Origin of the sequence: Devosia naphthalenivorans (assembly GCF_003056355.1) — a bacterium.
Lineage (GTDB): Bacteria > Pseudomonadota > Alphaproteobacteria > Rhizobiales > Devosiaceae > Devosia > Devosia naphthalenivorans.
In genome coordinates, this window is the sequence record NZ_PYVW01000014.1 from 114,302 (window position 1) to 140,900 (window position 26,599).

Genomic DNA, 26,599 nt, shown 5'->3' on the forward strand with positions numbered 1-26,599 from the left:
CTCGGACAACCCGTCCGCTACACCCGACCACAACTCAGGCAGGACGGACAGACATGGCGCACTACGACACCATTTTCAAGAACGCCACACTGGTCAACCAGGACGGTGAGGGGCTGTCGGATGTCGCTGTCCGCAATGGCCGCATCGCCGCAATCGGCAGTTTGGCCGACGCTAGCGCCGACGAGGTGGTTGATTGCAAGAACCTGCATATTTTGCCGGGCGTCATCGACACCCAGGTGCATTTCCGTGAGCCCGGGCTCACCCACAAGGAAGACCTCCAATCGGGTTCGCTCTCCGCTGTCATGGGCGGAGTGACGGGCGTGTTCGAGATGCCCAACACCAATCCGCTGACCACGACGCGGGAAACCTTCGAGGCCAAGATCGCGGCGGGCACCAACCGGATGCACTGCGATTTCGCGTTCTACATCGGCGGCACGCACGAGAATGTCGGTGAACTCGCGACGCTCGAGAAGCTGCCGGGTTGCGCCGGAATTAAGGTGTTCATGGGATCATCCACCGGCTCGCTGTTGGTGGCCGACGATGATGGGGTGGAGGCGATCCTGCGCGCCATCTCTCGGCGCGCGGCGTTTCACTCCGAAGATGAATACATGCTGGAGCAGCGCAAGCATTTGCGCGTGGCGGGTGATCCATCCAGCCACCCGATCTGGCGTTCGCCCGAGGTGGCGCTCAACTGCACCCAGCGCCTTGTCGGGCTGGCTCGAAAGACCGGCAAGCGCATCCATGTGCTGCATATTTCGACCGGCGAAGAGATCGCATTCCTTGCCGACCACAAGGATGTCGCGAGCGTTGAAGTCACGCCACATCACCTGACGCTGGACGAAACCGCTTATACCAGGCTCGGCACCTATGCCCAGATGAACCCGCCGGTTCGCGACAAGGCGCATCGCGAAGCGATCTGGGGCGGGGTTGCCAATGGCGTTGCCGATATCCTGGGGTCCGACCACGCTCCGCATACGCGGGAAGAAAAGGATCATCCTTATCCCGAGTCTCATTCCGGCATGACGGGCGTACAGACGCTGGTGCCGACGATGCTGGCCCACGTGAACAATGGCCGGCTGAGCCTGGCGCGGTTTGTCGACATGACCAGCGCCGGTCCAAACCGGCTGTTCGGCATCGCCAATAAGGGGCGGATTGCGGTTGGCTATGATGCTGATTTCACCGTCGTCGATCTCAAGCGCCGCGAGACGATCACCAACGATTGGGTCAAGAGCCGTGCGGGCTGGACGCCATATGATGGCGTGACGGTCACCGGATGGCCGGTGGGAACGGTCGTGCGCGGCAAGACCGTCATGTGGCAGGGGGAGTTGGTGACCCCGTCAACGGGCCGGCCGATGCAGTTCCTGGAGGCGCTTCCCGCCTAGGGAACGCCTACTGCAAAATGCGGTCGAGGTTGTATTCGCCGGTGCGAATCCGCTCGGGCAACAGCTCGACCAACGCAGCCGTGGCATCGTCGCCGTGCATTTTGACAAACGTAGCCAGTGCCGCGAACAGGGAAGCATGCGCCAGTGCGGCGGTTTGCACGCCGTCTTCTTCGGCGTAATTCCATGCTTCCGCCAGATATTCCAAGGCAAGCTGCCGCTCGCCCTGGTCATGGTCGAATACCGGTAGGCCCGAAGCGGGCGCGAACATGGTTTTGATCGAAGTCATGCCAGCGGCGTAGCACGCAGATTGTGGCGTGTCTGTGAGAAGTAACCCGAAGGTTAACATCGAGTATGCGATTTTAGCCGCTACTCGGCGTAGCGCGTATGAATCTCGCGCGCCGTCCGCTCCGCCTCGGTGAGCAGGCGCGTCAAGGCTTCCCTGGCGGCAGGGGTGCAGGCTCGGTGGAAACGTGCAAAGGCGGTGTAGCCGCCATTGAACGCGCCGGCGAGCCGTTGACGCCGATCCTCATCGGGTTCATCGAGCGTGATGAGATCAGCCATTTCCGCCCGCCAATCGGTGGTTTGCGACTGGCACAGCGGCTGCAGGAAATAAAGGCTGCCCATGATTTCGGCGAGCCGTTCCATCTGCCGCTGATAAGGCGGGTCGATGGCCCAGGCGGGGGTGCTGCCAAGGCAAAGCAGCAGGCTGAGAACGAAAAAGCGCAGGGTTTTCAAAGCAGGGGTCCGCGAGGTTCGTGCCTGAAACTATCAGCTTTGCGCCAGAACTGCGAAGGCCTTCACAAGCACGTCATCCAGCCGGCTCGTGGTGCGCAGCGCGATCAAAGCCGAGGGGTCGATCCATTTGTGGTCGGCAATTTCGTCGGACGCGCGCAACACGCCGGAGAAATCGCGCGTCGCGAAGACCGCGAGGCGGAACGTGCCTTCGCGGCCAAGGGTCTGCTCCATCACAGCCCGTGGATTGCGGATGGTGATGTTGAGCTCTTCCTGAACTTCGCGAATGGCGCATTGTTCGATGGTTTCACCCGGCTCGATCCGCCCACCCGGCAGTGTCCACAGATGCTGGTAGGGCGCATAGGCCCGCTTGATCAGCAGTACCTTGCTTTCGCGAACAATAGCGACGCTGGCAGCATTGGGGAGGTCGGTCACGGGGCGATCCATTTGCGATTCGGGCCTGATGACATTACTTCTTGTCGCTTAATGATGGAGACCACAACATGTGCGGACGCTACGCTTCGACGCTCCCGCCTGAAATGATGGAAGAGCTGTTCAAGCTCCTCAATCAGATCGAGATGGTACCCCGCTACAACATCGCACCCACCCAGCCGATTGCCGCAGTGTGGGAACAACACGGAAGGCGCGAAGCCCACTTCGCGCGCTGGGGCCTGGTGCCCGGCTGGGTCAAGGACCCGCGCGAGTTTCCGCTGCTGATCAATGCCCGGGTAGAGACCATGGCTGAAAAGCCTGCTTTCCGGGACGCGCTCAAGCACGGTCGCTGCATCATTCCGGCCAGCGGCTATTACGAGTGGCACACCAACCCCGACAAGTCCAAGCAGCCTTATTACATCACGTTGAGCGATGATCGTCCGATGGCGCTGGCCGGGCTCTATGCCAGCTGGATGGGGCCGAATGGGGAGGAAATCGACAGCGTTGCGACGATTACCGTTCCCGCCAACAGGCAGTTGGGTGAGATCCACGACCGGATGCCGGCCATCCTTGATGAGGCGGCAATCGATGACTGGCTCAATGTGCTTGACGTGCACGCGGCCGAAGCGCGGCAGCTTGCCCTGCCGTTGCCCGATGGCACGCTCAAGTTTCACCCGGTTTCAACGCGGGTCAATTCTGCGCGCGATGATGATCCGGGCCTGATCGAGCCGGTGACGGTGATGCCGCCTGAGCTGCCGGTTCGCAAGAAGCGGGTGGCAGGCGGTGGCGCGCAGATGGATCTGTTCTAGTGTTTACTTCGGACTGCCTGTTTTGATGATGTGGCAACCACAATGTCATTCGCGCTAAAGCGGGAACCTCGGTTTTCCTTGCAACCATCGCCAACGGAGGTTCCCGCTTTCGCGGGAATGACCCGGTGGAAAAGACGCACGAAACAAACATCTCCGGTTCAGCGGGGGCGAGTGGAGGCCTCTGTGCCACGCCCTCGTGGTTCGACAGGCTCACTACGAGGTCTGCTGGGTAAGATCGGCTAAACGCCGATGCCGAAATAGCCCAGCGCGTCGCCCATGGCGTCTTCCTCGTAGCCCAGATGAGACAGCAACACGCGCTCGAGCGCATGGTAGACGGTCTTCGCTTCCTCGAAGCGCTGCGGCGTCGGTTCGCTCACCATGGCGTTGAGGGCATCGACCAGCCGCTCCAGCAATTCATGCACCACCACATGCTCGGCACGCAGCCGATCCGCAATGGCTTTGAATGCCGGTCCCTGCTGTGCCAGGCCTGGGAAGATCGCGTAGTCCTCGATGGAATGGTGCGTGTTGACGATCTGGCAGTGCTGCCCGCACAAATTGCCGAACCGCCGATAATTGGCGACCATCGCCATGTCATTGGTCTCGTCGGCGATCTGCTCGTGGGTAAGATTGCCCTTGGACGCACGTTCTATCAGGTGCCCAAGGGTCACCATGTTGCGGCGCAGATGATCGTGGATCATGCGCAGGTGCAGGCCGGGCTCGCGTTGCTCATTGGTGAGCCCCTCGAGTTTTTGTACGGGCGGACGCGTGGCGTCGTCCAGGAATTGGATGTCTTTAAGCATGGGCACTAAATGGCGCTGTCCACCTGTGGGATCAAGACGGCACAAAAAGGTCACTGGGCTTAGCCCAGCATCTTGCCCGGGTTGAGGATGCCTTTGGGGTCCAGCGCCGCCTTGATGGCTCCCATCATGCTGAGTGCGACGGGGTCCTTGACCTGTTTCAAAAGGTCTACCTTCAACTGCCCGATGCCGTGTTCGGCGGACACTGATCCGCCAAGCCGCAGGACGATTTCGTAGATCACTTCGTGCAGCTTTTCGTCGGCCTCGGCCATGAAGGCCTTGCCGTCGGCGCCAACCGGCTGGCTGAAGTTGAAGTGGATATTGCCGTCGCCCATGTGGCCGAACGGCACCGGACGGATGCCGGGGAACAGACGCTCGGCGGCAGTGACGCCCTCGGCGATCAACTGGGGAATTGCGGCGATCGGCACCGAAACGTCATGCTTGATCGAGGCGCCTTCCTTGGATTGCACCTCGCTCATCTGTTCGCGGAATGCCCACATGTGGGTTCGGTCCGCCAGCGATTCAGCCATGACGGCATTGTCGATCATGCCTTCGGCAAAGGCAGTTTCGATTGCCGCCAGCAGAGTGCCCTCCGGCCCACCCTTCATGCGCGAGACTTCGATGAGGGCATACCAGGGCGACGGGCCTGCGGATGGGTTTCGGTCGAGGAAGCCATGCCGCAGCTGTAGTTCCAGCCCAAGCGCAGGCACGATTTCGAACGCGTTCAGTCGCGCGCCGATGCGTTCGCGCATGGCTTCGAACAGCTTGAGGCCAACATCGGGGCTGGCGATATTGACCAGCGCCGTCTCGAAATCCTCGGGCTTGGGATAGATCTTGAGCGTTGCTGCCGTGATGATGCCCAGCGTTCCCTCGGCGCCTACCAGCAGGTTTTTGAGATCGTAGCCGGTATTGTCCTTCTTGAGCGAATTGAGGCCCTGGTAGAGCCGCCCGTCGGCCAGCACGGCTTCAACGCCCATGGTGAGCTCGCGGGCGTTGCCATAGGCCAGGACGTTGACGCCGCCGGCGTTGGACGAAAGCAGCCCGCCAATGCGCGCCGAGCCCTGCGAGCCCAGCCAGAGCGGAAAAATGGTGCCTTCGGCTTCGACTGCCTTGTGGGCGTTTTCCAGAATCACGCCGGCTTCCGCCGTCATCGTGCCGGCAGCCGTGTCGACGGCGCGAATGCGGTCGAGCTTGGCGAGGCTGAGGATAATCTCGTCGCCGCGCAGTGGTACCTGGGCGCCGACAAGTCCGGTGTTTCCACCCTGGGGGATGACGGCTACTTCGTTCTCGTTCGCCCAGCGCATTATTGCCTGCACTTCCCCCACCGAGCCCGGCAAGGCGATGGCCGCAGCCTTGGTGTGGAAGCGCTTGCGGGGCTCGTTGAGGTAGAGGCCCATCCGTTCGGGTTCGCCGATCACGGCATTGCCTCCGATCAGAGCGATGAGGTCGGAGACGATTTGAGAGCTGGGAAGGGGCATAGGGAAACCAGGTGTGCGAGGTAGGCCTAAGAATGGCGACTTGTTCGGCCGAGGACAAGCATCGCGCACGTTATTAGGTCGCACGGCTGGCACTCCCGGGCGAATCCAGTAGGGTAGCCGTACCAGCCTTCAAGGACGCGACTTTCCCGGCGCGAACAAAGCAATGACCGATAATCTCTGGCCGGAAATTTATTTCATCCGGCATGGCGAAACCCAGTGGAACGCGGAACGCCGCTACCAGGGACGCCGCGACATTCCCCTCAACGAAAAGGGCCGCGGCCAGGCCGACCAGAATGGCAGGGCACTGGCTGCGCTGTTTGCTTCGCGCGGCCTGAATCCCAATGATTTCGAGTGGCACGCTTCGCCCTTGGGGCGCACGCGCGAGACCATGGAGCGGGTGCGGGCCGGCTTCGAGGGTTCGCTGCCGGAGGTCAAATACGACATTCGCCTGATGGAAATATCCTTCGGCATTCTCGAAGGCGAACTGTTCGAGCACTTGCCGGCTGGGATGGCGGTGGCCCCGGGCGAACGCAAGGAAGATTATTGGGAATTCCGCCCCGAGAATGGCGAGAACTATCGCGACGTCGAGACGCGGCTGGCGGAATTTTCCAGTGTTCTCAAGGGGCCCTCGGTGGTGGTGGCGCATGGCGGCATAGCGCGCACGCTGCGGGTCCTGATCGAGCGCGCGCCAATCGTGGAAGTGGTCAATTGGGCGCCGCCGCAAGACGTCATCATGCACTTCAAGCCTGGCTTCATGGAGATGCTGCAGTCCCAGCCGTGATTGACCTGACGGCGGCTGCTGCCTAGAAAGCGGCGTAACACGGGGCCTTGCCATGTCTTTCAACACCTTCGGGCATCTTTTCCGCTTCACGACCTGGGGCGAGAGCCATGGACCTGCGCTGGGGGTGGTCGTCGACGGTTGCCCACCCGGCATCGTGCTGACGCCGGAGATCATCCAGCGCGATCTCGACCGGCGCAAGCCGGGCCAGTCGAAATACACCACGCAGCGCCGGGAGGCTGATGAGGTCAAGATTTTGTCGGGTGTTTTCGAGGACGAGCGCACCGATGGCCCGCGCACGACCGGCACGCCCATTTCGCTGCTGATCGAGAATACCGACCAGCGCTCCAAGGACTATGCCGACATCCGGGACAAATACCGCCCCGGCCATGCCGATTTCACCTATGACCAGAAATACGGCATTCGCGATTATCGCGGCGGCGGCAGGACTTCGGCCCGGGAGACCGCAGCCCGTGTCGCTGCAGGCGCGGTGGCGCGGCAGGTGCTTTCCGGCATTTCAATCCGTGCAAGCCTGGTGCAGGTCGGGCCGCACAAGATCGACTACAACAATTTCGATTGGGACCAGGTCGACCAGAACCCGTTCTTTTGCGCCGATGCGCAGGCAGCAGCCCTTTGGGCCGACTATCTCGATGGCATCCGCAAGGCTGGCAATTCCGTCGGCGCCGTGATCGAGGTCGTGGCCGAGAATGTGCCTGCCGGCTGGGGCGCGCCGATCTATGGCAAGCTCAGTGCTGATCTGGCTTCGGCCATGATGAGCATCAATGCGGTCAAGGCCGTGGAGATCGGCGCCGGTTTTGAAGCCGCGAGCCTTACCGGCATCGAGAACGCCGACCAGATGCGGGCAGGCGAGGACAAGCCCTATTTCCTGTCCAACCACGCCGGGGGAATTTTGGGCGGCATCTCCAACGGCGATCCCGTTGTGTGCCGCTTCGCGGTGAAGCCGACATCCTCGATCCTGACGCCGCGCCAGACCGTGACCACCGCAAATGAGGATGCCGATATCATCACCAAGGGGCGGCATGACCCGTGCGTGGGTATCAGGGCGGTACCCGTGGGCGAGGCGATGATGGCGCTGGTGCTGGCCGACCACGCGCTGCGCCACCGCGGGCAGACGGGGCGTTATGGTGCGGTAGGGTTTGAGCGGAACTAAGCGCGGCTGAAGACCAGCACGGTTTCCTGGTTGCCATCGCCGCCGCTGATCGGCGAGGGCACCGCGAGCCGGTGCTGAAAGCCCTGTTGCTCGATGAAGGCAATGACCTCTGTCAATGCGGTATCGACTGCTTCCTGGCTGGTTACGATGCCGCCCTTGCCGACATTCTGCCGGCCCACTTCGAATTGTGGTTTGAACAGGATCACGGCATCGGCTGTTGCGGCGCAGAGCGCCAGCGGGGCCGCCAGCACCTTAGTCACCGAAACGAAGCTGATGTCGGAGACCAGCAGATCTATGGGTTCCGGGATCGTTTCGGCGTCCAGGTCCCGCGCATTGACGCCTTCCATGCTCACAACGCGATCGCTGCCCTTGAGTCGCTGGTGAAGCTGGTCGTGGCCCACGTCAACGGCATAGATTTTCCGCGCGCCGCGCTCCATGAGCAACTGCGTGAAACCACCGGTGGATGCGCCAACGTCGAGGCAGGTTTTGTCCTGGACTTTTATGGCGCCAGCATCGAGCCCCGCCACCAGCTTGAGGGCCGCGCGGGAAACATAGTTTGCTGCGGGATCGCTGAGCGCCAGCTTGTCTTCGCGGCCGACCATTTGGTTGGCCTTGACCGCAGTGACGCCGTTGATGGTCACCGTTCCGCGCAGGATCGCGTCACGGGCCCGGGCGCGGCTCGGCACCAGGCTGCGCTGCTCCAGGGCCAGATCCAGCCTGATGCGCTCGCTCATCCCTGGACCAGGCGTTTGACTTTGGCGAGGGCGGTTTCCCGGTCTTCTTCATAGGCAACGGTGCCCTCGAAGCTGCCGTCTTCATCGATCAGGAAGGTGAGGGCCGTGTGGTTGACCAAATAGTTCGGATCACCCGGCTCGCCGACCTTCTCGGAGAACACGCCGAAGGCTTTCTTGATGTTTTCGGTCTGCTCGAGACTGCTGGCGACGAGGCCGATGATGGAGGGATCAAAGCCTTCCACATAGTCCTTGACCATGGCCAGCGTGTCCCGCTCGGGATCGACCGAGACGAAGATGATGCGCAGATCGTCTTCGGACAGGCCGAGTTCGGACCGCCAGGCAGTGGTTTCGGCCAGGGTCGTGGGGCATACGTCGGGGCAGAAGGTGAAGCCGAAGAACACCAGGCTTGGTGTTCCGCGCAGTTCATCCTGCGTGAACGCGCCTCCCTTCGTCGAGTTGAGCGCGAATTCCTGACCGGTGACACCGAGTGGGCGGGAGGGCGGACGCACGATGAAAAGCGTTGTCGCCCCGATGGCTACGACGGCAACCAGCGCCCACAGGATGATGCGGAACGTACGGATGGACATGGGTTTTCCTGACTGGTCCTAGGCGTCCAGCGGCTCGATGCCGGTGGGCTTGCCGTCGCGGCTTAGCGTGATCTTTTCGATGCGCGCTTCGGCCGTCCGCAACAGGGTTTCGCAATGGGCCTTGAGCGCTTCACCGCGTTCATAGATGGCGATGGATTCGGCCAGCGGAGCACGGCCGGATTCCAGCTTGCCGACGATTTCTTCAAGCTGAGCAAGGGCCGCTTCGAAGCTGAGGGTCTTGATGTCGTCGTTGTCAGCCATGGCTATCATCCTAGTCGTCGAGGCGCCCCACTGCGCCATCCATCAGCACGGCGACATGGTTGGATACGCCGCCGGCCAAGCCCTTGAGGTCATACCCACCTTCAAGAAGCGATACAATGCGGTTGCCGCAGCAGCGCTCGGCGATATCCATCAACTTTCCGGTGAGCCAGCCATAATCGCTCGATTGCCAATTGAGTTGGGCAAGGGGATCGCGCTCGTGGGCGTCGAAACCGGCAGAGATCAGGATCAAGTCGGGGGAGAAATCGATAAGGGCGGGGAAGATGCGTTCGAGATAGGCGGCGCGCATGGTTTGCCCGTCGGTGTTCGGGGCAAGCGGCGCGTTGCTGATGTTGCCGACGCCGGTTTCATCGGCCCGTCCGGTGCCGGGGAACAGCGGCATCTGATGGGTTGAGGCGTAGAAGACCGTTGAATCCGCCTTGAAAATGTCCTGCGTGCCATTGCCGTGGTGCACATCGAAATCGATGATGGCGATGCGCTCGGCGCCGTATTTTCGTTGCGCTTCGCGGGCGGTAATGGCGGCGGTGTTGATGAGGCAGAAGCCCATTGGGAGGGCGATTTCGGCGTGGTGACCGGGTGGGCGAATGGCGCAGAAGGCGTTGTCGGCCTGGCCGAGCAGGACGGCCTCGAGCGCCAGGAGCGCGCCGCCGAGACCTGTTGCGGCGGCCGACAGGGAGGCTGCGGAAACGAAGGTGTCGGCGTCGATCTGGCCGATGCCTTCCGCGGGGCGGGCTTGGCGCAAGATCTCCAGATATTTGCCATCATGGACCAATTCGGCCAGCATCAAGTCCCCGCTTGGGGCTTCCTTGCGGATGAGGTTATCGAAACGCGAGCGTGACAAGGCCTCTTCGACAGCGCGAATCCGGTCTGCGCACTCAGGGTGACCCTGGGGCGTAACGTGGTCGGCGAAGTTGGTCTGGCTGACGAGAAGGGTGGTCACGCGGGGGTTAAGCTCCAGTTGATTCGTCGCTGCGTCTTGACGCGCACAAGCGGCATTGTCAAACAACCGCCATGCTGACGAGCGGTATCCAACAGAACATGAACACCCAAACGGTCGCCCAGGCCGCAGAGTTGCTGCGCGCGGGACAGGTCTGCGCATTTCCGACCGAAACCGTCTACGGTTTGGGCGGCGATGCGACCAATGCGGATGCGGTTCTCTCTATCTACGAGACCAAGGGGCGCCCCCGGTTCAATCCGCTGATCATGCACTGCGCCGATCTGGCGATGGCGGAAACGCTGGCAGAGTTTTCCCCTCTGGCGCGGCGGCTTGCTGCACTGTGGCCCGGATCGCTCACCATTGTGTTGCCGGCCAAGCCGAACAATGGACTGGCCGATGTTGCGACGGCGGGGTTGGACACGGTTGGTCTGCGCGTGCCGGACCATCCGGTCGCGCTCGAACTGCTGAGGGCTGTGGGGCGCCCGCTGGCGGCGCCTTCGGCCAATCCATCGGGTAAGCTCTCGCCGACCACGGCGCAGCAGGTCTGGAACGGATTCGGCGGCAGGGTGCCGGTACTGGATGGAGGAGCGTGCCGGGCAGGTCTGGAGTCGACGATCATCCGCGTCGAGGGGGACCGGCTGGTGCAGCTGCGTGCCGGTGCGCTGGCGCGGGAGGAGATCGAAGCGGCACTGGGCGTCGCGGTGGACGTGGCGGAAAAGGGTTCGGCCATTGCTTCTCCGGGAATGATGGCGAGCCATTATGCGCCCAACGCGCAGATCCGGCTCGATGCGGTGCCGCATGCTGGTGAGGCCTATCTGGCGTTTGGGCGGTCTCGGTCCTTTGAGGGGCCCATGCGCAACCTGTCGGAAGCGGGCGATCTGCGGGAAGCGGCGCAGAACCTGTTTTCCATGCTGCACGAGCTGGATGCCGTGGGGGCAGGGATGATTGCCGTGGCGCCGATTCCGCATGTGGGATTGGGCGAGGCGATCAATGACCGCCTGGCCCGGGCTGCGGCACCTAGAGGGGGCTAGGTTGTGTGCCGGTTCTTTTAGTGAAGCTTCACGGCAGGAACACCACCGCTGAACCCCTCATCCGGCCCTACGGGCCACCTTCTCCCCTCAGGGGAGAAGGGAAGGCAGCGCCGTGCCAGGAGTCTACACAAGCTAGGGCTTCGGCTTGGTGCCACGGCCTCGTGGTTCGACGGGCTCACCATGAGGTCTACTGGGGGACCCTGCGCGGTGCGGTGTGCCTTAGTTGTCCCGGACCTTGTAGGGTTTCTGGTCGCGCATGAAGCGTGCCAGGGCTTCGAGGTCTGGATCGCCGCCGGGGGGCAGCACGATCTTGAGGTTGACGTACAAATCTCCGTCGCTGTAGAGCCCCTTGCCCTTGAGGCGGAGGGCCTTGGCGGTGTCGATGCCCGGCGGCAGGTTTAGTTCGACCGATCCATCCAGCGTCGGCACGCGGACCTTGGCGCCCAGGACAGCTTCATAAAGCGTGATGGCGACGTCGGTGCGCAGGTCGGCGCCGTCGCGGCGGAACTGTTTGGATTTTTCGAACCGGATGGTGACGAGGGCGTCGCCGGGCTCGCCGAGGCCAGAAGAACCCTGGCCCTTGAGCCGGATCTGCTGGCCTTCCTCGAGCTTCTCGGGAAGCTTGACCGACAGCACCTTGCCCGTGGGCATGCGCACCGGGATGGAGCCACCCTTGTGGGCATCTTCCAGTGACACGGTGGCATTGACGATGATGTCGTCGCCCTTGAGGCGTGCACCGCCGCCGGCCCCGGCTGCGCCGGCGGTTGCACCCGCAAAGGGGTCCCATTGCGCGCCGCCGTTCGGTCCGCGACTGGGGCCGCCACGTTGCTGGCCGCCAAAGCCGCTCATGAATTCCTTGAGAATGTCTTCGGCCGAAAAGCCGCCTTGGGCGGTACGACTGCCACGGGCGCCGCCACCGCCGGGATTGAAGCCGGCGAATTTCGGGTTGCCATCGGCGTCGATCTCGCCGCGGTCATATTGGGCCCGTTTCTCGGAGTCGTTGAGCAGGTCATAGGCATTGGTCGCCTCGGCAAATTTGCCGTGCGAAGCAGAATCATCCGGATTTTGGTCGGGGTGATACTTCTTGGCCAGCTTGCGATAAGCGGACTTGATGTCCTTCTCGCTTGCCGATCTTGGCACCCCAAGCACGGTATAAGGATCGCGCATGTTGTCCATTCAATATTGGGGGCGTTGCTTAGCCCAATCTTCGTGCCCTATATGGCTATGGCCCCGGACAATGTCCAGTTTCGCGCGACGAAGGGATACACTAAAATGTTGCAAACCTTGACGGAACGCTTGTTCGACGACGGTGACCGTTCCGATCTCGATCCGTTCGCCGTGTTCGAGGAATGGTTTGCGCTGGCCAAGGATGTCGAACCCAACGACCCCCATGCCATGGCGCTGGCGACGGTCGATGAGGACGGCCTGCCGGACGTTCGCATGGTGCTGCTCAACGCGCGCGACGAACGCGGCTTCTGCTTTTTCACCAATTTCGAGAGCGCCAAGGGGCGCCAATTGCAGGCCAATCCTAAGGCGGCGATGGTCATGCACTGGAAGTCCTTGCGCCGGCAGGTGCGGATGCGCGGCCCGGTGGAGCCGGTTTCGCCAGCTGAAGCGGACGCCTATTTCGCGACACGCCACAAGAACAGCCGCATTGCTTCAGCATCGTCAAAGCAGTCGCGGCCCGTCGCAAGCCGTGCGGTGATGCTGGATGAAGTGGCCGCGCTGGCGGCGATGATCGGGGAGGGCGAAGCGCCGCGTCCTGAGCATTGGTCCGGCTATCGCATCGTGCCCACCAGCATCGAATTTTGGAAGGATGGCGAATTCAGGCTGCATGATCGGGTGCGGTTCACCCGCCAAGGCGCAGGCTGGGCAAGCGCACGGCTTTATCCGTAAAACCGGGTCTCTCGACCGCCTGGGAGGGCCGCCTATGGTTGGAGAGCAGGGGAGCGGAGAGCCGGTTCAGGTCGTCTTTTCGGGCAGCCGCCGCGAACTCGGCGCCATCCTGTTGCGCGGCTATGGCCTGCTTGTCCCCACCATTGGTCTCTATCGCTTCTGGCTCACCAGTTGGCGGCGAAGATTTTATTGGTCCCATACCGATATCGGCGGCGACCGGCTGGAATATACCGGCAATGCGAGCCAGTTGCTGCTGGGCTTCCTGATGGCGCTGGCCGTGTTCGTGCCGCTTTACGGGTTGTTCTTCTACCTCTCGACCCTATCCACTGAAGCCGCGTTTGTCGGCTATGGCGGGATCGGCATCTTCATCTGGTTCCTTGTGGGTTATGCCATCTATCGCGGGCGCGATTTTCGCCTGTCACGCACGCTGTGGCGGGGCATAAGATTCGATCAGACCGGCAGCGCCTGGGGGTACGCTTTTCGCCGCTTCGGCTGGTCGGTCCTGATGGTTTTTACGGGCGGCCTCGTCTACCCATTCATGGCTGCCAATCTCTGGCGTTATCGCTATCGGCATAGCTGGTACGGTGACCGGCAGTTCAGTTTCGCCGGGAGCTGGAGGCAACTCGCCTGGCCCTATTACACGAGCTATGTCGCCGTGCTGCTTATTGGCGGCATCGGCCTGGTTGCCGGGATCGGCTTGGATGTCTGGCCCGGTGATGGAGCGCAGCTCAACCCGGCCGGGTTCGTCCCCATCGCCATTTCAGCCCTTTTGTGCGGACTGGTGGCGCTATTCTACCAATCGCGCGAGGTGACGCGCATGTTCTCCTCGATCGAGTTGGAGGCGGCGCGCCTCACTGTGGGCGTTTCGGCACGGAGCCTTTTCTGGATCTACCTGCTTTTCACCCTTGGGCTGACCATTACTGTTTGCCTGTTGCTGGTGGGCGGCCTGCTTGTGCTCGGGGCGGTGGCGGGCGAGGCATTCGCTGGCGGCAGTTTTGATATGGAGGCTTTCCTGGGCAATCTGCGCGGTAGCTTTGCCACTGTCGCAGCCATCATTGCGGGTTATCTGCTGATCCTGGGCGCGTTCAGCCTGAACCGGGAAGTCTTCATTCGGCTTGGCTACTGGAAGCTGGTGGCGCACGGCGCGGTGATCTCCGGCCTCGATAATCTCGGTGGAGTACAGGCCCGCGACGAGGACAAGGCGCTGGTCGGCGAGGGGCTGGCCGATGCACTCAATGTGGGAGCCTATTGATGGGTATTCCCGGCCGCTTCCATGATGGCCTGAGTGCTGCCGTGCACCTCGTGGAACTCGACTACGAACGGCGCGGCGAGGAGGGAACGCTGATCGTCCGCGACGCAGGGCAGGGGAGCGAACTGGCGCGTTGGCCGGCAGCCGAACTCTACGCAGTCCATGCGCCTAAAGACGTGCTACGGCTGGCTGCAAACCGGCAGCCAACGGGCGCGCGGGTCATTGTCGAAGGCCACAAGGATATCGGCAGGATCATGGCGACGCTGCCGGTTCTGCACCACAAGCGCCGGCAGGAGACGCAACGGCAAGTTCGGATCGCCGTGACGGCAACTGTCGCGTTGGCCTCGGTCATCGTCGCCTATCTTTTTGGCGTGCCTGTGCTGGCCGGCCGTATCGCGGGCCTTGTGCCGGCTGCCTGGGAACAATCGCTGGGGGAAACAGTTGCCACGCAGATGGAAGCGAGCCTGGTTGAAAGCGGTGGACTACCGGTCTGTGATCCCGATCCGAGAAGCCTCGCCAACCGGGCGCTGACCCGGTTCGGACGGGAGGCGCTCAACGGTTCGGGGTCCCCCTTCGAGCTTGATATCCGGGTGGTGCGATCGGATATTCCCAACGCCTTTGCCGTTCCGGGCGGGCGGATCTATTTCTTTTCGGCGCTGCTTGATCGCGCAACCAGCCCGGATGAATTCGCAGGCGTTCTGGCGCATGAAATCGGCCATGTCGTTTATCGGCATGGTCTGGAGCATTTGATCTCGACGGCCGGGACTGGTGCGCTGATCGGGTTCATACTGGGCGACATGACCGGGTTGTCCGTCGCCGCCGGTCTTGGCGCTACGCTGATCGACTCGCGGTTTTCCCGTGTGTCGGAGCTGGAGGCGGACCGATACGCGGCAAGCGTCGCACAGCGCCTGGATTTCAATCCTGCCGGGCTGGCTGACCTCATTGGCCGAGTGGGCGAAGACGACCGGTTTGCGCGGGCGTTGGCGCTGTTCAGCACCCATCCGCTGACCGAAGACCGCAAGGCTGCGCTGGAAATCCTGGCGGCAGAGCGTCCGGCCGGATTGGAGCCGCCGTTTTCATCCGCCGAGTGGGACGCCATTCGCAATATGTGCGGCGATCCCTACCTTCGATCAAGGGAACAGAACAAATGAGCGCGGCGGAAACCCGGCGTTCATCGAGGGGCTTGTACATAGCGGCAGACGCCGACCAACTCGCGATGGCACCTTGCGTATTCTGATCCGCACATCGAAATCCGCCATCTGGGCGCGCCGGCTGGGAAGCGTGGCCGTGCCGCTGGTCGTCATCTCCGTGCTGCTGCACCGGTTCAGGCTGGTCGGCGGCGAATTGTTCCTCGCGGCGGCCGCCCTGGCGGGGCTGGTGGCGCTGGCCGCGGTGCTGACGGCATTGGGCGCGCTCGTGCGCTTGTGGCGGACGGGCGACCAGGGCTGGAGCAAGGCTTTGCAGGGGCTGGCGCTGGGGCTTCTATGCCTGCTGCCCTTTGTTTACTATGGCGCGCTGGCAATGCAGTATCCGCCAGTGACCGATATCGGCACGACTGATCGGGGCCTGCTGCCGCTGGTGTTCGAGCCGGGCACGGCGGCCATGCCCCCACCCAAAATGCTGTCGGCGGCCGATCAGCAGGTGATTTTTCCCAATGTGGCGACCCGGACCTATCCGCTGGGCCAGACGCTGACCTTTGGCCTCGCGCGGCAGCAGATCGAGGATTATGGCTGGGACATTCGGTTCCAGCGTGAACCCGGAGAGGGGATCGCGGGGCAGATCAACGCCCAGATCGTCACATGGGCGGGATGGCGCGAGGAGGCTGTCGTGCGCGTCACCGGCGACCGGGTGAGCGCCACGGTGGATATGCGCTCGGTATCGCTCAATGCACCACATGATTTCGGCAGCAATGGCCGCCGCATTGAGGGCTTTCTGAGGGCGCTGGATGAGGCCGTGACCGCGTTGCTGCTGGAAAACCCCGATGCCAACAATCCCGCGCCCGCCGAGCCGGAGGGTGAGGTCGAGCCGCCACCGGCTTAAAGCTAGTCGCACCGGTTTCACCCAGTAGACCTCATCCTGAGCTTGTCGAAGGACGAGGTCGTGGCACCTGGCCTCCACCTGCTCGATCTCGTGGTTCGACAGGCTCACCATGAGGCCTCAGAGCCCTTCGCGTGAAGGCAATCAAGAGCGACGCGCTCTAAGGGCGGACTCGCGTGCCGAAGAGGCCGTGGCTGAGGCGCAGCGGGGCTTTGCCGGCCAGATATTCCACATGCGCCAGCACGGTCATGCCGGCAGCGCGTCTTATGGGCAATGGCTGGTCGGGGTAGATCGCCGCGACGATTGCGGGGATGGTGCGGGCGCCGTTCCGGACAGCGGCGATGATCTGCTCATTGCGCATGTGGCGGTGTGCACGCAGCGCCCGCGCGTAGCTTGGGCCATCGGTAATCGGAGCACCATGCGCTGGCACATAGCGGCGATAGGGCAGGGCGATGACCTTGTCGAGGGAGGCAAGATAATCGGCCATGGAGCCATCGGGGACTGCCACCAGCGTCGAATTCCACCCCATCACGTGATCGCCGCTCAGCAGGATATCGCCGAAGCCGAACGCCAGATGGTTGGCGCAATGGCCGGGGGTTGCGTGGACGTGGAGTGTGAGATCACCGGCGACGATGCTCTCCCCATCCAGCAATGTCCGGTCCGGCACGAGGGACCAGTCGCCGGAGCGGCGCAGCGGATTGCGCTCGATTCGCCGCAGAGGGCGCGAAAGCCGGTGCGGGCCGCCGAACCAGATGGGGGCACGGAGCTTTTGGGCCAGTCGGGGGACGAGTGCACTGTGGTCGCGATGGGTATGGGTGAGCACGATTGCATCCACCGGCCGCCCGGCGACCGCGCGCAGCAGCGCGTCCATGTGTGCATCGTCATCCGGGCCGGGGTCGAGAATGGCCAACCTATCATGACCCAAAAGGAAACTGTTGGTGCCGGTGAAGGTGTAGGGGCTGGCATTGGGTGCCGTCACGCGGGCGATGCCCTCAGTGACGGGCACAAGCTGTCCCGTCTGTGGATCGAATTGCTTATCGAAGACGAGAGGGGCGGCCATTGCACTCATTGGGTGGGCGGATTAAGAAAGTGGCGACGCAGGCTGATGCGTATCCCGCGCGGGGATACCGGTTTGCCCCAAGCACGGAAGGTATGAAATGGCGGTGACTTTGACCACGCCCAACACGCTCCTTGGCCTTTATCAGCCCAAGGGCGATGTCGCCAAGCTGGCATCCAATCTCGCAACAGTCGTGCTCGGCACGCTGCTCATCACCATCTGCGCCAAGATCAACGTGCCGGTATGGCCCGTTCCGGTGACCCTGCAGGGCTTTGCTGTTGCAACCCTCGCCGCAGCCTTCGGCATGCGCATCGGTGTTGCCACGGTGGCGCTCTACTTGCTGGAAGGCGCAATGGGGCTGCCCGTGTTCGCCACCGGCGGCGGGCTCGCCTATCTCGTGGGCCCCACAGGCGGTTTCCTGCTGGGCTTCCTCGTCATGGCCGCCATCATCGGCTACGCCGCCGACAAGGGCGCTTCGGGCAAGCCGCTGGCGCTGTTCGGCGCCATGCTCGTGGGTGATGCAGCGCTATTCGTGCTGGGCTTTGCCTGGCTGCTGCTGCTGTCCGGCCAGGCCCAGTGGCTCGACCAGACCAATGTCGTCGCTTCTGCCTTCGCCAAGGCCGTCCAGCCGTTCGTCGTCTGGGACATCCTCAAGATGGCGCTGGCCGCGCTGACCGTCAGCGGCATCTGGGGCCAGCTGCGCAAGCGCTGATCCAGCCAAACCATAGTGCAAGGCCGGCCCCGGTGGCCGGCCTTGTTGTTTTTACGGAGACGAAAGCATGGCCGTCACCCCCTGGACCTTCCTCGATTCGGCTGTCGTCCCCGGCGGAGAGGGCGAGTTACGCCTTTTGCAGCGTGGCACCGAGTTTTCGATCATGGCCGGTCCGGTCTCGCTGATGAACAGCCGCATGAGCGGCTCCGAAGAAGCGCTGGCCAGCCTGACCTTCGAGCGGCTCGCGGGCGTTAAGCGCCCGCACATGCTGATCGGCGGCTTGGGGATGGGGTTTACCCTGCGCGCGGCCCTTGCGATTCTGCCCCCCGACGCTCGGGTAACCGTGGCAGAACTGGTTCCCGCAGTTGTCGCCTGGGCCCGAGGCCCCATGGCCGAAGTGTTCGGCGACAGCCTCTCGGACCCGCGCCTGACCATTAGGGAATCCGACGTCGGCGCGCTGCTGAACGGAGAGGCGGTTTATGACGCCATCCTGCTCGATGTCGACAACGGCCCCGAAGGGTTGACGCGTGACAGCAATGACAAACTCTACACCGTCCAGGGCCTTCGCCGCTCCATACGCGCCCTGCGCCCCGGCGGCGTTTTGGCCGTCTGGTCCTCCCATCCCAGCGCCCCCTTTACCAAACGCCTCGCCACCGCCGGCTTCGCCGTCGAAGAAGCCAAGGTCCGCGCCCGCGCCGGCAAAGGCGAGCGCCACCACATCTGGCTAGCGCGCAAAGCGGGGTAGTTTCGAAGCTCGAAGCAACAAAAAGCCCGACCTCCTGGGAGGCCGGGCTTGATTGGTCGGAGTAGAGTGATTCGAACACTCGACCCCCTGCTCCCGAAGCAGGTGCGCTACCAGGCTGCGCTATACTCCGTCAGGGACGCCAGGAAAGAGTAACGGACCTAGGCTCAAATGGTGCCATGCCGCTGGCGTCTGGGCGGGGTTATAGCCGCGCCCGGAGCGCTGTTCAAGCGGCTGTACAACGCTTTTTCGAAGGTGCAACGGCCATGTTGCACAGCCCAAGCAAACCGTGTACGAACCGCGCCAAGTTGGGGTGTCGCCAAGCGGTAAGGCACCGGTTTTTGGTACCGGCATTCCCAGGTTCGAATCCTGGCACCCCAGCCAACTTTTACCTGATCCGCTGTGAGAAGCTCGTTTAGGGGTTCACTGTCCGACCTGCTGGATGAGGCCCTTGATCAAATCGGTGGTGTCATCATCGGTCTGCGGGGCGAGTTGCGGCACTATGTTGTCGACAAGCCTGTCGGTCAGAGTGGCTGCGGGCTCGGGTTCTGGTGCTGGTGTCGGCACAATCGATGACCCGGCGCGTGGATCTGCTCTCGGAAGCGGAATGGTCGCTGCCGGCGGGTGAGCCGGTGCATTCCCTCCCAGGCTTGCCTCGACGGGTTGCGTAGGCTGCCCCAGTGGCGAAATGGTCTGTGCGCTGGCCGGCGCAGTTCCAGGCACTTGTTGGCCCAATACCCCGCCGAGTACGGAGTTCAGCAGACCCTGACTGCTAGAGGGCGCCCCGTTGGTGCTGGTTTCTCCCGTACTGCCGCTCAACTGGCCGATCAGGTCCGACACCACGGCACCAGGCTTGCCGCGAAGCGCTTCGCCAAGCCCGTCGACCGCGCCCGTTGCACCATTGGCCAATTCGCCAACGCCGCCGCCGAGTTGCGACAGTGCCTGCAGCGCCCGGTTTGGATCGGCCAAAATGCCGGAAATATCGGGATAGATGCTTGGCGCGGACAATGCGCCCTTGACGAGGATCGGCATGCCAAGGCCGGAAACGTCGAAGTCGCCGCCTTGCCCATCGAGCGAGCCGACCACCCGCGGATCAATCCGCATATCGATCGTTTGCGCGGCAAGATCGATGCTGCCTTGCCCGCTCATGCGCACGAAGGGGCCAAGCAGGCGAATATCCTGGGTACGGCCAACCCCGTTCTGGATATCGACGGCGACGGAAAGCTCGGTGAACTCGGTCTTGGCCTCGCTATTTTCGCTATATCCGCCAGCAATCAGCGACTGCACATTGCGAACCAGGCCTGCCACGTCGATGCCGCGTATGGCGCCGTTGGAAAAGACGACATTGACCGGACCATTGAGCGAGCGGGCGAAATCCTGAGTGTTGGCGCCCGAACCGGACACCTGAACACTGGCCTTGAGCCCGCCTTCGATGCGATCGAAGCCCGCGGCAGCGGTCAGGAGCGACAGAGCCTGCACGCCGTCCAAGCCGGCGGCAAGTTCGATGGCCGGCACTTCGCCAGCACCGTTCGCTGTCACACTTGCGGTTACGGTGCCCTCATAGAAGCCCGCCTGCGGAACGACAAGTTTGGCGACACCGTCGGCGATGGACAGGGTTGCCGTGGCTGGACCTGCCTTGACCTGGCCATAGCCAAGCTGATTGGCATCGAGGCGAATATCGGCATCGAATTGGCGCAAGATGGAGAGGTCAATGGCGGCCGGTCCGGAGCCAGCGGCCGCTGCACTTGCGTCGCCACCGCCAGCGCCGGTCAGCTTGCTGAAATCCAGCGTGTCGACGGACAGGGCCGCGGTGATTTTCGGCTTGCCGGTCGTGGCGAGCGAAAGCGAACCCTTGGCATGCATGTCATCGAGAGCGATGGTGGCTTCGGTCAAGGCGAGTTCTGCACTACTGACCGAAATGCCACCGGAAAAGGCAAATTGCCCGAGCGGAGTTCCCGTATCCTGGCCAAACCAGCCAAGTGTCCGGCTTAGCGAAGCCGCAGAGATGGCGGCTTTGCCGGACGTTGCGCCGTCGGGCGCGACCGTTCCAGAGAAATTGGCGTTGAGCGGTTGCGACTTGAAGTCGGCAGCCACACCAACCGGCTGTCCCCACAGCAGGTCCGATAATGCAAGCGAGGTGGAGAAGCTGACAGCCTCCCCATTCCACCGGGCCGTGCCGGTGAGGCCGAGCGGCTGGAGGACATCCTCGATCTGTGCCGTCGCATTGAGCGTATCGACGACACCCGCGCCTGGTCCTGCGAACGCCTCAAGCTGTGGAAGTTCGATCCGCCAATCCGCGATGGATACTTCCCCTCGCAGATTAACCGAGTCGCGAATGGCATCGGCATCGGCTCCCCGAAATGCATATTGCAGTTGCGTTGACAGCCGGCCGGTGGCGGGGGCCGCTTGTCCGGCGAGCGACATAAGGCTTTCGACGTCGATGGACGCAAGATTGAGCGCCCCGCTCGATTGGGGAATGTCGGCATTGACGTCCATGAGCATGCTGGCGGTCAGGCTGCCACCCGCAATCTGCCCTGAACTCACGCTTGTATCGAGCTGACCATTCTGGAGCTTCGCCCCGATGACGACGTCGCGAGCAATGGCCTCGCCGGCCTGCAAGGCATCGGCACGCAGTTCGATATCGGCATCGATATTTCTCAGGGGGGAAAGATCGGGGCCGCCGCTATCGGGCACGCTGGCCGCTTCGCCCGACGCGTCGGCAGGGGTCGTCTCTGCGGGTTGAAAATCGGAATAGTCGAGCGTGCCTGCGGCGATCCTTGCCATGACGAAGGGGCGGTCGCCGGGGGTGTAGCTGACGTCCAGCCGCATCTTCTGGCCGAGGCTGGCGATCTCGCCGCCAGTAATGCGGTAACTGCCGTCATCGGCCAGCTGAATGCTGCCGGATGCGCCCAAATCGGCCAGGGCCGGATGAAGCGGCTGCTCGTTTTTCGTTGCAAGAGAAAATTCTGCGGGCTGGCGAGCAAGCAGGTCCCGCAGCGATCCAATATTGGCCGCAAGCTCGATTCTGTTGCCGTTCATCGTGCCCGAGACGGCAAGCGCAGCCGGTTCACTGATGCCGGGGACGGATAGGCGGAGTTCGATGCCGCGGGCAATCGGCTCGAGGGTTCCGGCGCTGTTCCGGGCGACTTCGCCATCGGCGATCACGACATGATCGATCGACAGTCTTTCAAGAAAACCGGCGATGACCTTGAAAATATCGTCTCCCTCCGCTGTGGCTGGCTGCGGTTCTGCTGCGGGTGGGACTGGGACGGCGGCATCGCCAAGGACAATGCGCGGGCTTTGCAGCTCGATACCAGTGATTCGGACCTGACTGGAGAAGAGGGACATCGCCTCGACCGAGGCAACCGAGCGTGCGGCTGTCACTGAAACGGCGCCGTCCGCCGTCGCATAGGCAAGGTCTTCGACGACGACGCCGAAATCGGGAATCACCGAGAAATGGATCGGACCATTGAGCGTGATTTCGGCGCCCGACGCCTCGGACAATTGGTGGGCAAGCGCAGTTCTCAAGGTGTCGGAGCTGAGCGCAAGCGGGAGCAGGAAAACCAATCCCAGCAGGGCGAGGACAACAACTGCCACCGCCACAAAGACCTTTTTCATCCCCAAGCCTTTCAAGCCTACTAGGCAGGCACGACCGCCCCCCACCCGATTTCACCGTCGGCTGGCAGTATTCGAATTAATGGTTAAGCACCGCTAAACATGGCTGGCGACGTAGGGTATCGAGTGATGGAAGGCTGATACGTCCGATGCACCTTGCTGCGGCGGGAGAGCGGGAGGGGCCAGCGACGATGGCAGCTAGAACGAGGACAAGAGGGGAGCTCATCACACGGCTTCCGTCGTGGGATTTGCCTCGGCGCATCGTCCAGCTAAACGCTAAGGGGACAATCCCAAACATTGGAAGCACCCTGCAAGCTGACATCTAAGCTGCAAACGAGACCCACTACTCACACCTCAAAGGAGGTGAGGATGGGACAAGGTCCGCTGCTGCCTTCACCACAGTCATGTGCCAGCTTTGTGAGAGAATTCCGTGCTCGTTGCAGATCGGCGATCTTGTCGTTGAGCGCCTGAATTCGGCTCGTGGCCAGTTCTCTGGCTCGGGCGCGATCTTCGCCAGCGTCCAACTCCAGCAACTCCTTGATCTCTTCGAGCGTAAAGCCAGCCGCCTGGGCTTGGCGAATGAACCGCAGTCGCCGGACATCTTCCGAACCATAGTGACGAAAACCGCTCTCGCGCGTTGGCTGATGAAGCAGGCCTTTGCGCTGGTAAAAGCGGACGGTTTCGACACCCACAGCTCCGGCTGCTGCGAGTTTGCCGATTGTCAGTGTTCCGGGGTCTTGACTCTGTACCATGGTACGGACTCTATATCAGAGCCACGACGGATACAACAACCACTCGAGGCACTCAAATGTTGGATCGAACCAACCCTTCATCGACGGCAAAGAAGGCTGTCATCTATCGCATGGTGATGCCGGATCATACCTGCCCTTACGGCATCAAGGTCAAGGACCTGCTCCAGCGTTCGGGCTATGAGGTGGAGGATCATCACCTCACCACCCGCGAAGAAACGGACAGGTTTAAGGAGCAGCATGGCGTTAAAACTACGCCCCAGGTCTTCATCGATGGCAACCGCATCGGTGGTCACGATGACACCCGACGGTTCCTGGGCAAGCGCGTTGTTGACCCGAAAGCGACCACCTACCGCCCTGTGATCGTGCTGTTCATCATGACGGCGCTGACGGCCATGGCAGCCAGCTATGCCGTCACCGACAATCCATTCACGCTGCGGGCCGCGGAATGGTTCATCGCGTTCTCCATGGTCGTCCTCTCACTGCTGAAGCTGCAGAACGTCGAGAGCTTCGCGACCATGTTCCTGAACTATGACCTGCTCGCCAAAAAATGGGTGCCCTACAGTTACATTTATCCCTATGCCGAAGGGCTTGCGGGCGTGCTGATGGTCGCCGGTGCCTTGACCTGGCTGTCGGTGCCCGTCGCCCTCTTCATCGGGACGGTCGGCGCAGCTTCGGTGTTCAAGGCCGTTTATATCGACAAGCGTGAACTCAAGTGTGCCTGCGTGGGCGGGTCGAGCAACGTCCCACTCGGCTTCGTGTCGCTGACGGAGAACCTGATGATGATCGCCATGGCGGTGTGGATGGGGCTTTCCGCCCTTGGAATCATCCCGGCGGTCGCCGCTCACGCGATGTAGGGAGGATGGCACCATGACGACGACCACCACTACCGGGCCGGGGGCACACACCCTCGGCCTTTCCCTTCTGGTCGTCGCCACGGCACAACTGATGCTGGTGCTCGACGATTCAATCGCCACACTCCGCAGCCCTGATCATGGCAGCCTGTATCATGGTCATCGCAGCGGTGATTGCAGGCTTGCTGATCACCGCTCGCAAAGACGAGGTTTCTCGGTCGGGTGACATTCCCGTGCCTTGCTCGATCGTCAGGCATGGAAACGGCGGCGGTAATCGTTGGGTGTCAGCCCGACGATCCGCTGGAACACCTTCCGGAAGGCGCTAGGGTCGGAGTATCCGACCTCCCAGGCAACCTGATCTATGGGTGTTTGGCTGAACTGCAAAATCTCACGCGCCTTGTTGATCCGCACCTGCTGCAGGTAGTCGGTCGAGGTCATGCCAGTGGCCTTGCCGAACCTGCGCAGGAAGGTGCGTTCACCCAAACCGGCTTTCCGGGCCAGCGCCCCGACCGATATGTCCGTCGGGAATGCCGAGTGCATCCAATGCTGTGCTGGCAATATAGCGGCATCACCATGGTTCAAGGGGGGCACGAAAGTGCCATAGTAGCTCTGCTCACGGCCGGGCGGATCGATGAGCAGGGTGCGGGCGGTCTCCAGCATCACCGTTGATCCCAGGTATCGGTCGACCAGCTTCAAACCCAGGTCCGTCCAGGCCATCATGCCGCCGGCGGTGATGATGTCCCCGTCGTCGACGATGAGCCGGTCGATGGCGAGCTTCACCTTGGGAAAGCGATGCCGAAACTCCTCCTGAAACGCGAAATGAGTGGTAGCAGTGCGGCCCTCGAGTAGCCCGGCCTCTGCCAGGAGGAACGAACCGCCACAAACCGACGCCACAGTCCCGCCCGAAGCGTGGAAGGTGCGGAGGGGCTCGCCGTAGGACCGGCCAATCTCAGCCGAAATGGGCGCCCCTTTGCCGGGCGGCACCAGCAGGGCGGCAGGCGTCTTTCCGCTGGTTTTTCCCAAGCGGTTGAGCTCACCATTGTTCTCATCAAGTTGCCAACGCGATGCATGCAGGCACCGCGCCGCAGTCCCCGCGATACCGTTGGCGATCTCGAACATATCGGCAAGACCCAGCACCGCTGCTTCCTGCGCGTTTGGATATATGATGATGCCGATCTCGAATATCTGGTTCATTTGTCGCTCCTGACCCGAAATATGTCGGTTTCGCCAATGGGGCAAGGGGCAATCTTGCGTCAGATTGCAGTCACTCAATTTGGAGACAACACCCCATGAGCAAGCGAGCCATCCTCGTCGTCGACATCCAGAACGAATATTTTCCAGACGGCGCCCTGCCGCTGGTCGGGATCGAAGACGCAGTAGCAAACGCCGCAAAGGTCATTGCGTCTGCCCGTGAGGGCGGTGACCTGGTCGTCAACATCCGGCACGAAGCTCCGGGTGCCTCGATCTTCGTACCGGGGTCCAAAGGCGTCGAGATCCACTCGAGCGTTGCACCGGCTGAGGACGAACCGGTAATCGTGAAGAACTTCCCAAACAGCTTCCGCAACACCAACCTCAGGGACATCCTCGATGCTAACGGCGTAACCGACGTGGTTGTCATCGGGGCGATGAGCCATATGTGCGTGGATGCCACCACCCGTGCCGCCAATGACTTCGGCTATGCCACCACGACAGTGCATGATGCTTGTGCAACCGGGACCTCGAGTTCGGCGGCGTGACTGCTCCCGCCGCTGAAGTGCACACGTCCATCATGGCGGCGCTGGCCTTCGCCTACGGGACCGTGATCAGCACTGAGGAATTTACCGCCTGATCGGCAACCGCGAGCTACCAACCAAGCCGAGTGCGGCCGGCTAGGTGCAAGCCCTCGAAAGCTGCCATCGGCAGTGCAGGCAGGCATCCGCTGCGAGGGCGATGCCTGGATCGTTTCCTCCAGGCATCGCTAAACTTCATTCCGCTGCGGCGGTTTCCGCGAAGCAAGTAGCCAATTCGGTCGGCGCACCTAGTGTTTCCGCCCACTTCACTAGTTCGGGCTGCTCGGACGGGTCGGCCATGCCAGACCAGACATCTTTAAATTGGTTCTTTCCACTAACTTTCTCGAAGAAAAAGTAGCCGGGATCGGCAACCGGCGTGGCCGCATAAACTACACTCCAACGGCCGCTTTCCACAAAGGACAGAAACTCAACCTGTTCAGGAGTCGTACCCTCGGCGGCTTGGGCAATCAGCGGCGCATATTCCTGCGCACGGACGACCGTCAAAGCAGTGTCGAGCGAGAAGCATGTTTCCTGCGCCATCACTGCTGGCGACGTGAGCAACAAGGAGAAGATAGCAGTAATTTGTATTAACCGCATTTTATTCAACATAATTGCATCCTTACGCAAATGTTAGCCGGTCACTCTTAGGCTCAGGACTCATTGATTGATCCAGAAGATGACGGTTGCGGCGATACAGATTGCAGACATGAAGGTGTGGGCACACCTGTCGTAACGGGTGTGGACGCGCCGCCAGTCCTTAAGTCTGCCGAAC

28 protein-coding genes, 2 tRNA genes and 2 pseudogenes are annotated in these 26,599 nt (G+C 62.2%); 15 read left to right on the forward strand and 17 right to left on the reverse strand.

All coding sequences use genetic code 11. From position 1 onward, the window contains the following. Nucleotides 1-53: 53 nt before the first annotated feature. On the forward strand, nucleotides 54-1,382 hold the full coding sequence (locus C8264_RS16430) for a dihydroorotase (protein WP_108462055.1): 1,329 nt from the start codon (nucleotides 54-56) through the stop codon (nucleotides 1,380-1,382). Nucleotides 1,383-1,389: 7 nt separating this feature from the next. Here the strand turns inward: C8264_RS16430 and C8264_RS16435 are convergent, their stop codons facing one another. The 3 genes from C8264_RS16435 to C8264_RS16445 all read right to left on the reverse strand — a co-directional run bounded on the left by C8264_RS16435 (nucleotide 1,390) and on the right by C8264_RS16445 (nucleotide 2,549). After that, nucleotides 1,390-1,668: a hypothetical protein gene (locus C8264_RS16435; RefSeq protein ID WP_245893303.1), complete on the reverse strand. Its 279-nt coding sequence runs from the start codon at nucleotides 1,666-1,668 to the stop codon at nucleotides 1,390-1,392. Nucleotides 1,669-1,748: 80 nt separating this feature from the next. Continuing rightward, nucleotides 1,749-2,117, reverse strand: coding sequence for a TIGR02301 family protein (locus tag C8264_RS16440; RefSeq protein WP_108462056.1), 369 nt, complete (start codon nucleotides 2,115-2,117; stop codon nucleotides 1,749-1,751). 33 nt (nucleotides 2,118-2,150) lie between these two features. After that, a complete protein-coding gene (locus C8264_RS16445) occupies nucleotides 2,151-2,549 on the reverse strand; it encodes an NUDIX hydrolase (RefSeq protein ID WP_162783700.1) in 399 nt (132 codons plus the stop codon). 68 nt (nucleotides 2,550-2,617) lie between these two features. Here C8264_RS16445 and C8264_RS16450 point away from each other — a divergent pair, with 68 nt between their 5' ends. Continuing rightward, nucleotides 2,618-3,355 (forward strand): SOS response-associated peptidase, encoded by a 738-nt coding sequence (locus tag C8264_RS16450; protein WP_108462058.1) that lies wholly within the window; start codon nucleotides 2,618-2,620, stop codon nucleotides 3,353-3,355. 239 nt (nucleotides 3,356-3,594) lie between these two features. Here the strand turns inward: C8264_RS16450 and C8264_RS16455 are convergent, their stop codons facing one another. Both C8264_RS16455 and C8264_RS16460 read right to left on the reverse strand, forming a co-directional pair. Continuing rightward, nucleotides 3,595-4,155 carry a hemerythrin domain-containing protein gene (locus C8264_RS16455; protein ID WP_108462059.1) on the reverse strand — a complete coding sequence of 187 codons (561 nt, stop codon included), beginning with the start codon at nucleotides 4,153-4,155 and terminating at the stop codon, nucleotides 3,595-3,597. Nucleotides 4,156-4,214: 59 nt separating this feature from the next. Then, entirely contained in the window at nucleotides 4,215-5,630 is a 1,416-nt protein-coding gene (locus tag C8264_RS16460; RefSeq protein ID WP_108462060.1) for an FAD-binding oxidoreductase, read from the reverse strand. Between the two features lie 163 nt (nucleotides 5,631-5,793). Here C8264_RS16460 and C8264_RS16465 point away from each other — a divergent pair, with 163 nt between their 5' ends. Next, nucleotides 5,794-6,411 carry a histidine phosphatase family protein gene (locus C8264_RS16465; protein ID WP_108462061.1) on the forward strand — a complete coding sequence of 206 codons (618 nt, stop codon included), beginning with the start codon at nucleotides 5,794-5,796 and terminating at the stop codon, nucleotides 6,409-6,411. 52 nt (nucleotides 6,412-6,463) lie between these two features. After that, entirely contained in the window at nucleotides 6,464-7,579 is a 1,116-nt protein-coding gene (gene aroC / locus C8264_RS16470) for a chorismate synthase (protein ID WP_108462062.1), read from the forward strand. Here aroC and C8264_RS16475 read toward each other — a convergent pair. From C8264_RS16475 to C8264_RS16490, 4 genes are read right to left on the reverse strand one after another with little or no spacing between them, the layout of a single operon-like run. Further along, nucleotides 7,576-8,313, reverse strand: coding sequence for a TlyA family RNA methyltransferase (locus C8264_RS16475; protein WP_108462063.1), 738 nt, complete (start codon nucleotides 8,311-8,313; stop codon nucleotides 7,576-7,578). The two genes, aroC and C8264_RS16475, sit on opposite strands and share 4 nt — an antisense overlap. Beyond that, nucleotides 8,310-8,900: an SCO family protein gene (locus C8264_RS16480; protein ID WP_108462064.1), complete on the reverse strand. Its 591-nt coding sequence runs from the start codon at nucleotides 8,898-8,900 to the stop codon at nucleotides 8,310-8,312. The genes C8264_RS16475 and C8264_RS16480 overlap by 4 nt, the downstream gene beginning before the upstream one ends. A gap of 18 nt (nucleotides 8,901-8,918) precedes the next feature. Then, nucleotides 8,919-9,170: an exodeoxyribonuclease VII small subunit gene (locus C8264_RS16485; protein WP_425430690.1), complete on the reverse strand. Its 252-nt coding sequence runs from the start codon at nucleotides 9,168-9,170 to the stop codon at nucleotides 8,919-8,921. 1 nt (nucleotide 9,171) lies between these two features. Further along, on the reverse strand, nucleotides 9,172-10,119 hold the full coding sequence (locus C8264_RS16490) for a histone deacetylase family protein (protein ID WP_108462065.1): 948 nt from the start codon (nucleotides 10,117-10,119) through the stop codon (nucleotides 9,172-9,174). A 98-nt stretch (nucleotides 10,120-10,217) separates the two neighbouring features. Between C8264_RS16490 and C8264_RS16495 the strand changes: the two genes are divergently transcribed. Then, on the forward strand, nucleotides 10,218-11,147 hold the full coding sequence (locus C8264_RS16495; RefSeq protein ID WP_205245706.1) for an L-threonylcarbamoyladenylate synthase: 930 nt from the start codon (nucleotides 10,218-10,220) through the stop codon (nucleotides 11,145-11,147). A gap of 219 nt (nucleotides 11,148-11,366) precedes the next feature. Here the strand turns inward: C8264_RS16495 and C8264_RS16500 are convergent, their stop codons facing one another. Next, nucleotides 11,367-12,314: a DnaJ C-terminal domain-containing protein gene (locus tag C8264_RS16500; protein WP_108462102.1), complete on the reverse strand. Its 948-nt coding sequence runs from the start codon at nucleotides 12,312-12,314 to the stop codon at nucleotides 11,367-11,369. Nucleotides 12,315-12,419: 105 nt separating this feature from the next. Here C8264_RS16500 and pdxH point away from each other — a divergent pair, with 105 nt between their 5' ends. The 4 genes from pdxH to C8264_RS16520 all read left to right on the forward strand — a co-directional run bounded on the left by pdxH (nucleotide 12,420) and on the right by C8264_RS16520 (nucleotide 16,332). Then, on the forward strand, nucleotides 12,420-13,043 hold the full coding sequence (gene pdxH, locus C8264_RS16505) for a pyridoxamine 5'-phosphate oxidase (protein ID WP_108462067.1): 624 nt from the start codon (nucleotides 12,420-12,422) through the stop codon (nucleotides 13,041-13,043). Between the two features lie 34 nt (nucleotides 13,044-13,077). Then, complete coding sequence (locus tag C8264_RS16510; RefSeq protein WP_162783702.1) at nucleotides 13,078-14,295, forward strand: YjgN family protein; 1,218 nt, start codon at nucleotides 13,078-13,080, stop codon at nucleotides 14,293-14,295. Beyond that, the gene (locus C8264_RS16515) at nucleotides 14,295-15,443 is read left to right on the forward strand and encodes a M48 family metallopeptidase (protein ID WP_108462070.1); all 1,149 of its coding nucleotides are present in this window, start codon (nucleotides 14,295-14,297) and stop codon (nucleotides 15,441-15,443) included. Before C8264_RS16510 ends, C8264_RS16515 begins: the two co-directional genes overlap by 1 nt. Nucleotides 15,444-15,516: 73 nt before the next feature. Next, nucleotides 15,517-16,332 (forward strand): DUF1499 domain-containing protein, encoded by an 816-nt coding sequence (locus tag C8264_RS16520; RefSeq protein ID WP_108462071.1) that lies wholly within the window; start codon nucleotides 15,517-15,519, stop codon nucleotides 16,330-16,332. Between the two features lie 157 nt (nucleotides 16,333-16,489). Here C8264_RS16520 and C8264_RS16525 read toward each other — a convergent pair whose 3' ends face one another. Further along, nucleotides 16,490-17,389: an MBL fold metallo-hydrolase gene (locus tag C8264_RS16525; protein WP_108462072.1), complete on the reverse strand. Its 900-nt coding sequence runs from the start codon at nucleotides 17,387-17,389 to the stop codon at nucleotides 16,490-16,492. Between the two features lie 97 nt (nucleotides 17,390-17,486). On the opposite strand from C8264_RS16525, the gene C8264_RS16530 reads away from it, so the two are divergent. Then, on the forward strand, nucleotides 17,487-18,098 hold the full coding sequence (locus C8264_RS16530) for a biotin transporter BioY (protein ID WP_108462073.1): 612 nt from the start codon (nucleotides 17,487-17,489) through the stop codon (nucleotides 18,096-18,098). A 67-nt stretch (nucleotides 18,099-18,165) separates the two neighbouring features. Then, nucleotides 18,166-18,843, forward strand: a complete 678-nt coding sequence (locus C8264_RS16535) for a spermidine synthase (protein WP_108462074.1) — start codon at nucleotides 18,166-18,168, stop codon at nucleotides 18,841-18,843. Between the two features lie 53 nt (nucleotides 18,844-18,896). Here C8264_RS16535 and C8264_RS16540 read toward each other — a convergent pair. After that, nucleotides 18,897-18,973, reverse strand: a tRNA-Pro gene (locus tag C8264_RS16540). 176 nt (nucleotides 18,974-19,149) lie between these two features. On the opposite strand from C8264_RS16540, the gene C8264_RS16545 reads away from it, so the two are divergent. Further along, nucleotides 19,150-19,224: transfer RNA gene (locus C8264_RS16545), tRNA-Gln, on the forward strand. Nucleotides 19,225-19,263: 39 nt separating this feature from the next. Here C8264_RS16545 and C8264_RS16550 read toward each other — a convergent pair. Further along, complete coding sequence (locus C8264_RS16550) at nucleotides 19,264-22,458, reverse strand: AsmA family protein (RefSeq protein WP_108462075.1); 3,195 nt, start codon at nucleotides 22,456-22,458, stop codon at nucleotides 19,264-19,266. A gap of 344 nt (nucleotides 22,459-22,802) precedes the next feature. Continuing rightward, nucleotides 22,803-23,207 carry a MerR family transcriptional regulator gene (locus C8264_RS16555; RefSeq protein WP_108462076.1) on the reverse strand — a complete coding sequence of 135 codons (405 nt, stop codon included), beginning with the start codon at nucleotides 23,205-23,207 and terminating at the stop codon, nucleotides 22,803-22,805. A 56-nt stretch (nucleotides 23,208-23,263) separates the two neighbouring features. Here C8264_RS16555 and C8264_RS16560 point away from each other — a divergent pair, with 56 nt between their 5' ends. Both C8264_RS16560 and C8264_RS16565 read left to right on the forward strand, forming a co-directional pair. Beyond that, nucleotides 23,264-24,061 carry a glutaredoxin family protein gene (locus C8264_RS16560; protein WP_108462077.1) on the forward strand — a complete coding sequence of 266 codons (798 nt, stop codon included), beginning with the start codon at nucleotides 23,264-23,266 and terminating at the stop codon, nucleotides 24,059-24,061. Nucleotides 24,062-24,074: 13 nt separating this feature from the next. After that, nucleotides 24,075-24,284, forward strand: coding sequence for a hypothetical protein (locus tag C8264_RS16565; RefSeq protein WP_108462078.1), 210 nt, complete (start codon nucleotides 24,075-24,077; stop codon nucleotides 24,282-24,284). Nucleotides 24,285-24,307: 23 nt separating this feature from the next. Here the strand turns inward: C8264_RS16565 and C8264_RS16570 are convergent, their stop codons facing one another. Further along, a complete protein-coding gene (locus C8264_RS16570; protein ID WP_108462079.1) occupies nucleotides 24,308-25,252 on the reverse strand; it encodes a GlxA family transcriptional regulator in 945 nt (314 codons plus the stop codon). Nucleotides 25,253-25,347: 95 nt separating this feature from the next. Between C8264_RS16570 and C8264_RS16575 the strand changes: the two are divergent. Further along, nucleotides 25,348-25,886 (forward strand): annotated as a pseudogene (locus C8264_RS16575) (cysteine hydrolase family protein). A gap of 136 nt (nucleotides 25,887-26,022) precedes the next feature. Here C8264_RS16575 and C8264_RS16580 read toward each other — a convergent pair. Together C8264_RS16580 and C8264_RS16585 are read right to left on the reverse strand one after the other, a co-directional pair. After that, on the reverse strand, nucleotides 26,023-26,436 hold the full coding sequence (locus tag C8264_RS16580) for a hypothetical protein (protein ID WP_108462080.1): 414 nt from the start codon (nucleotides 26,434-26,436) through the stop codon (nucleotides 26,023-26,025). 48 nt (nucleotides 26,437-26,484) lie between these two features. Next, a pseudogene (locus C8264_RS16585) lies at nucleotides 26,485-26,599 on the reverse strand (IS5/IS1182 family transposase); the annotation flags it as partial.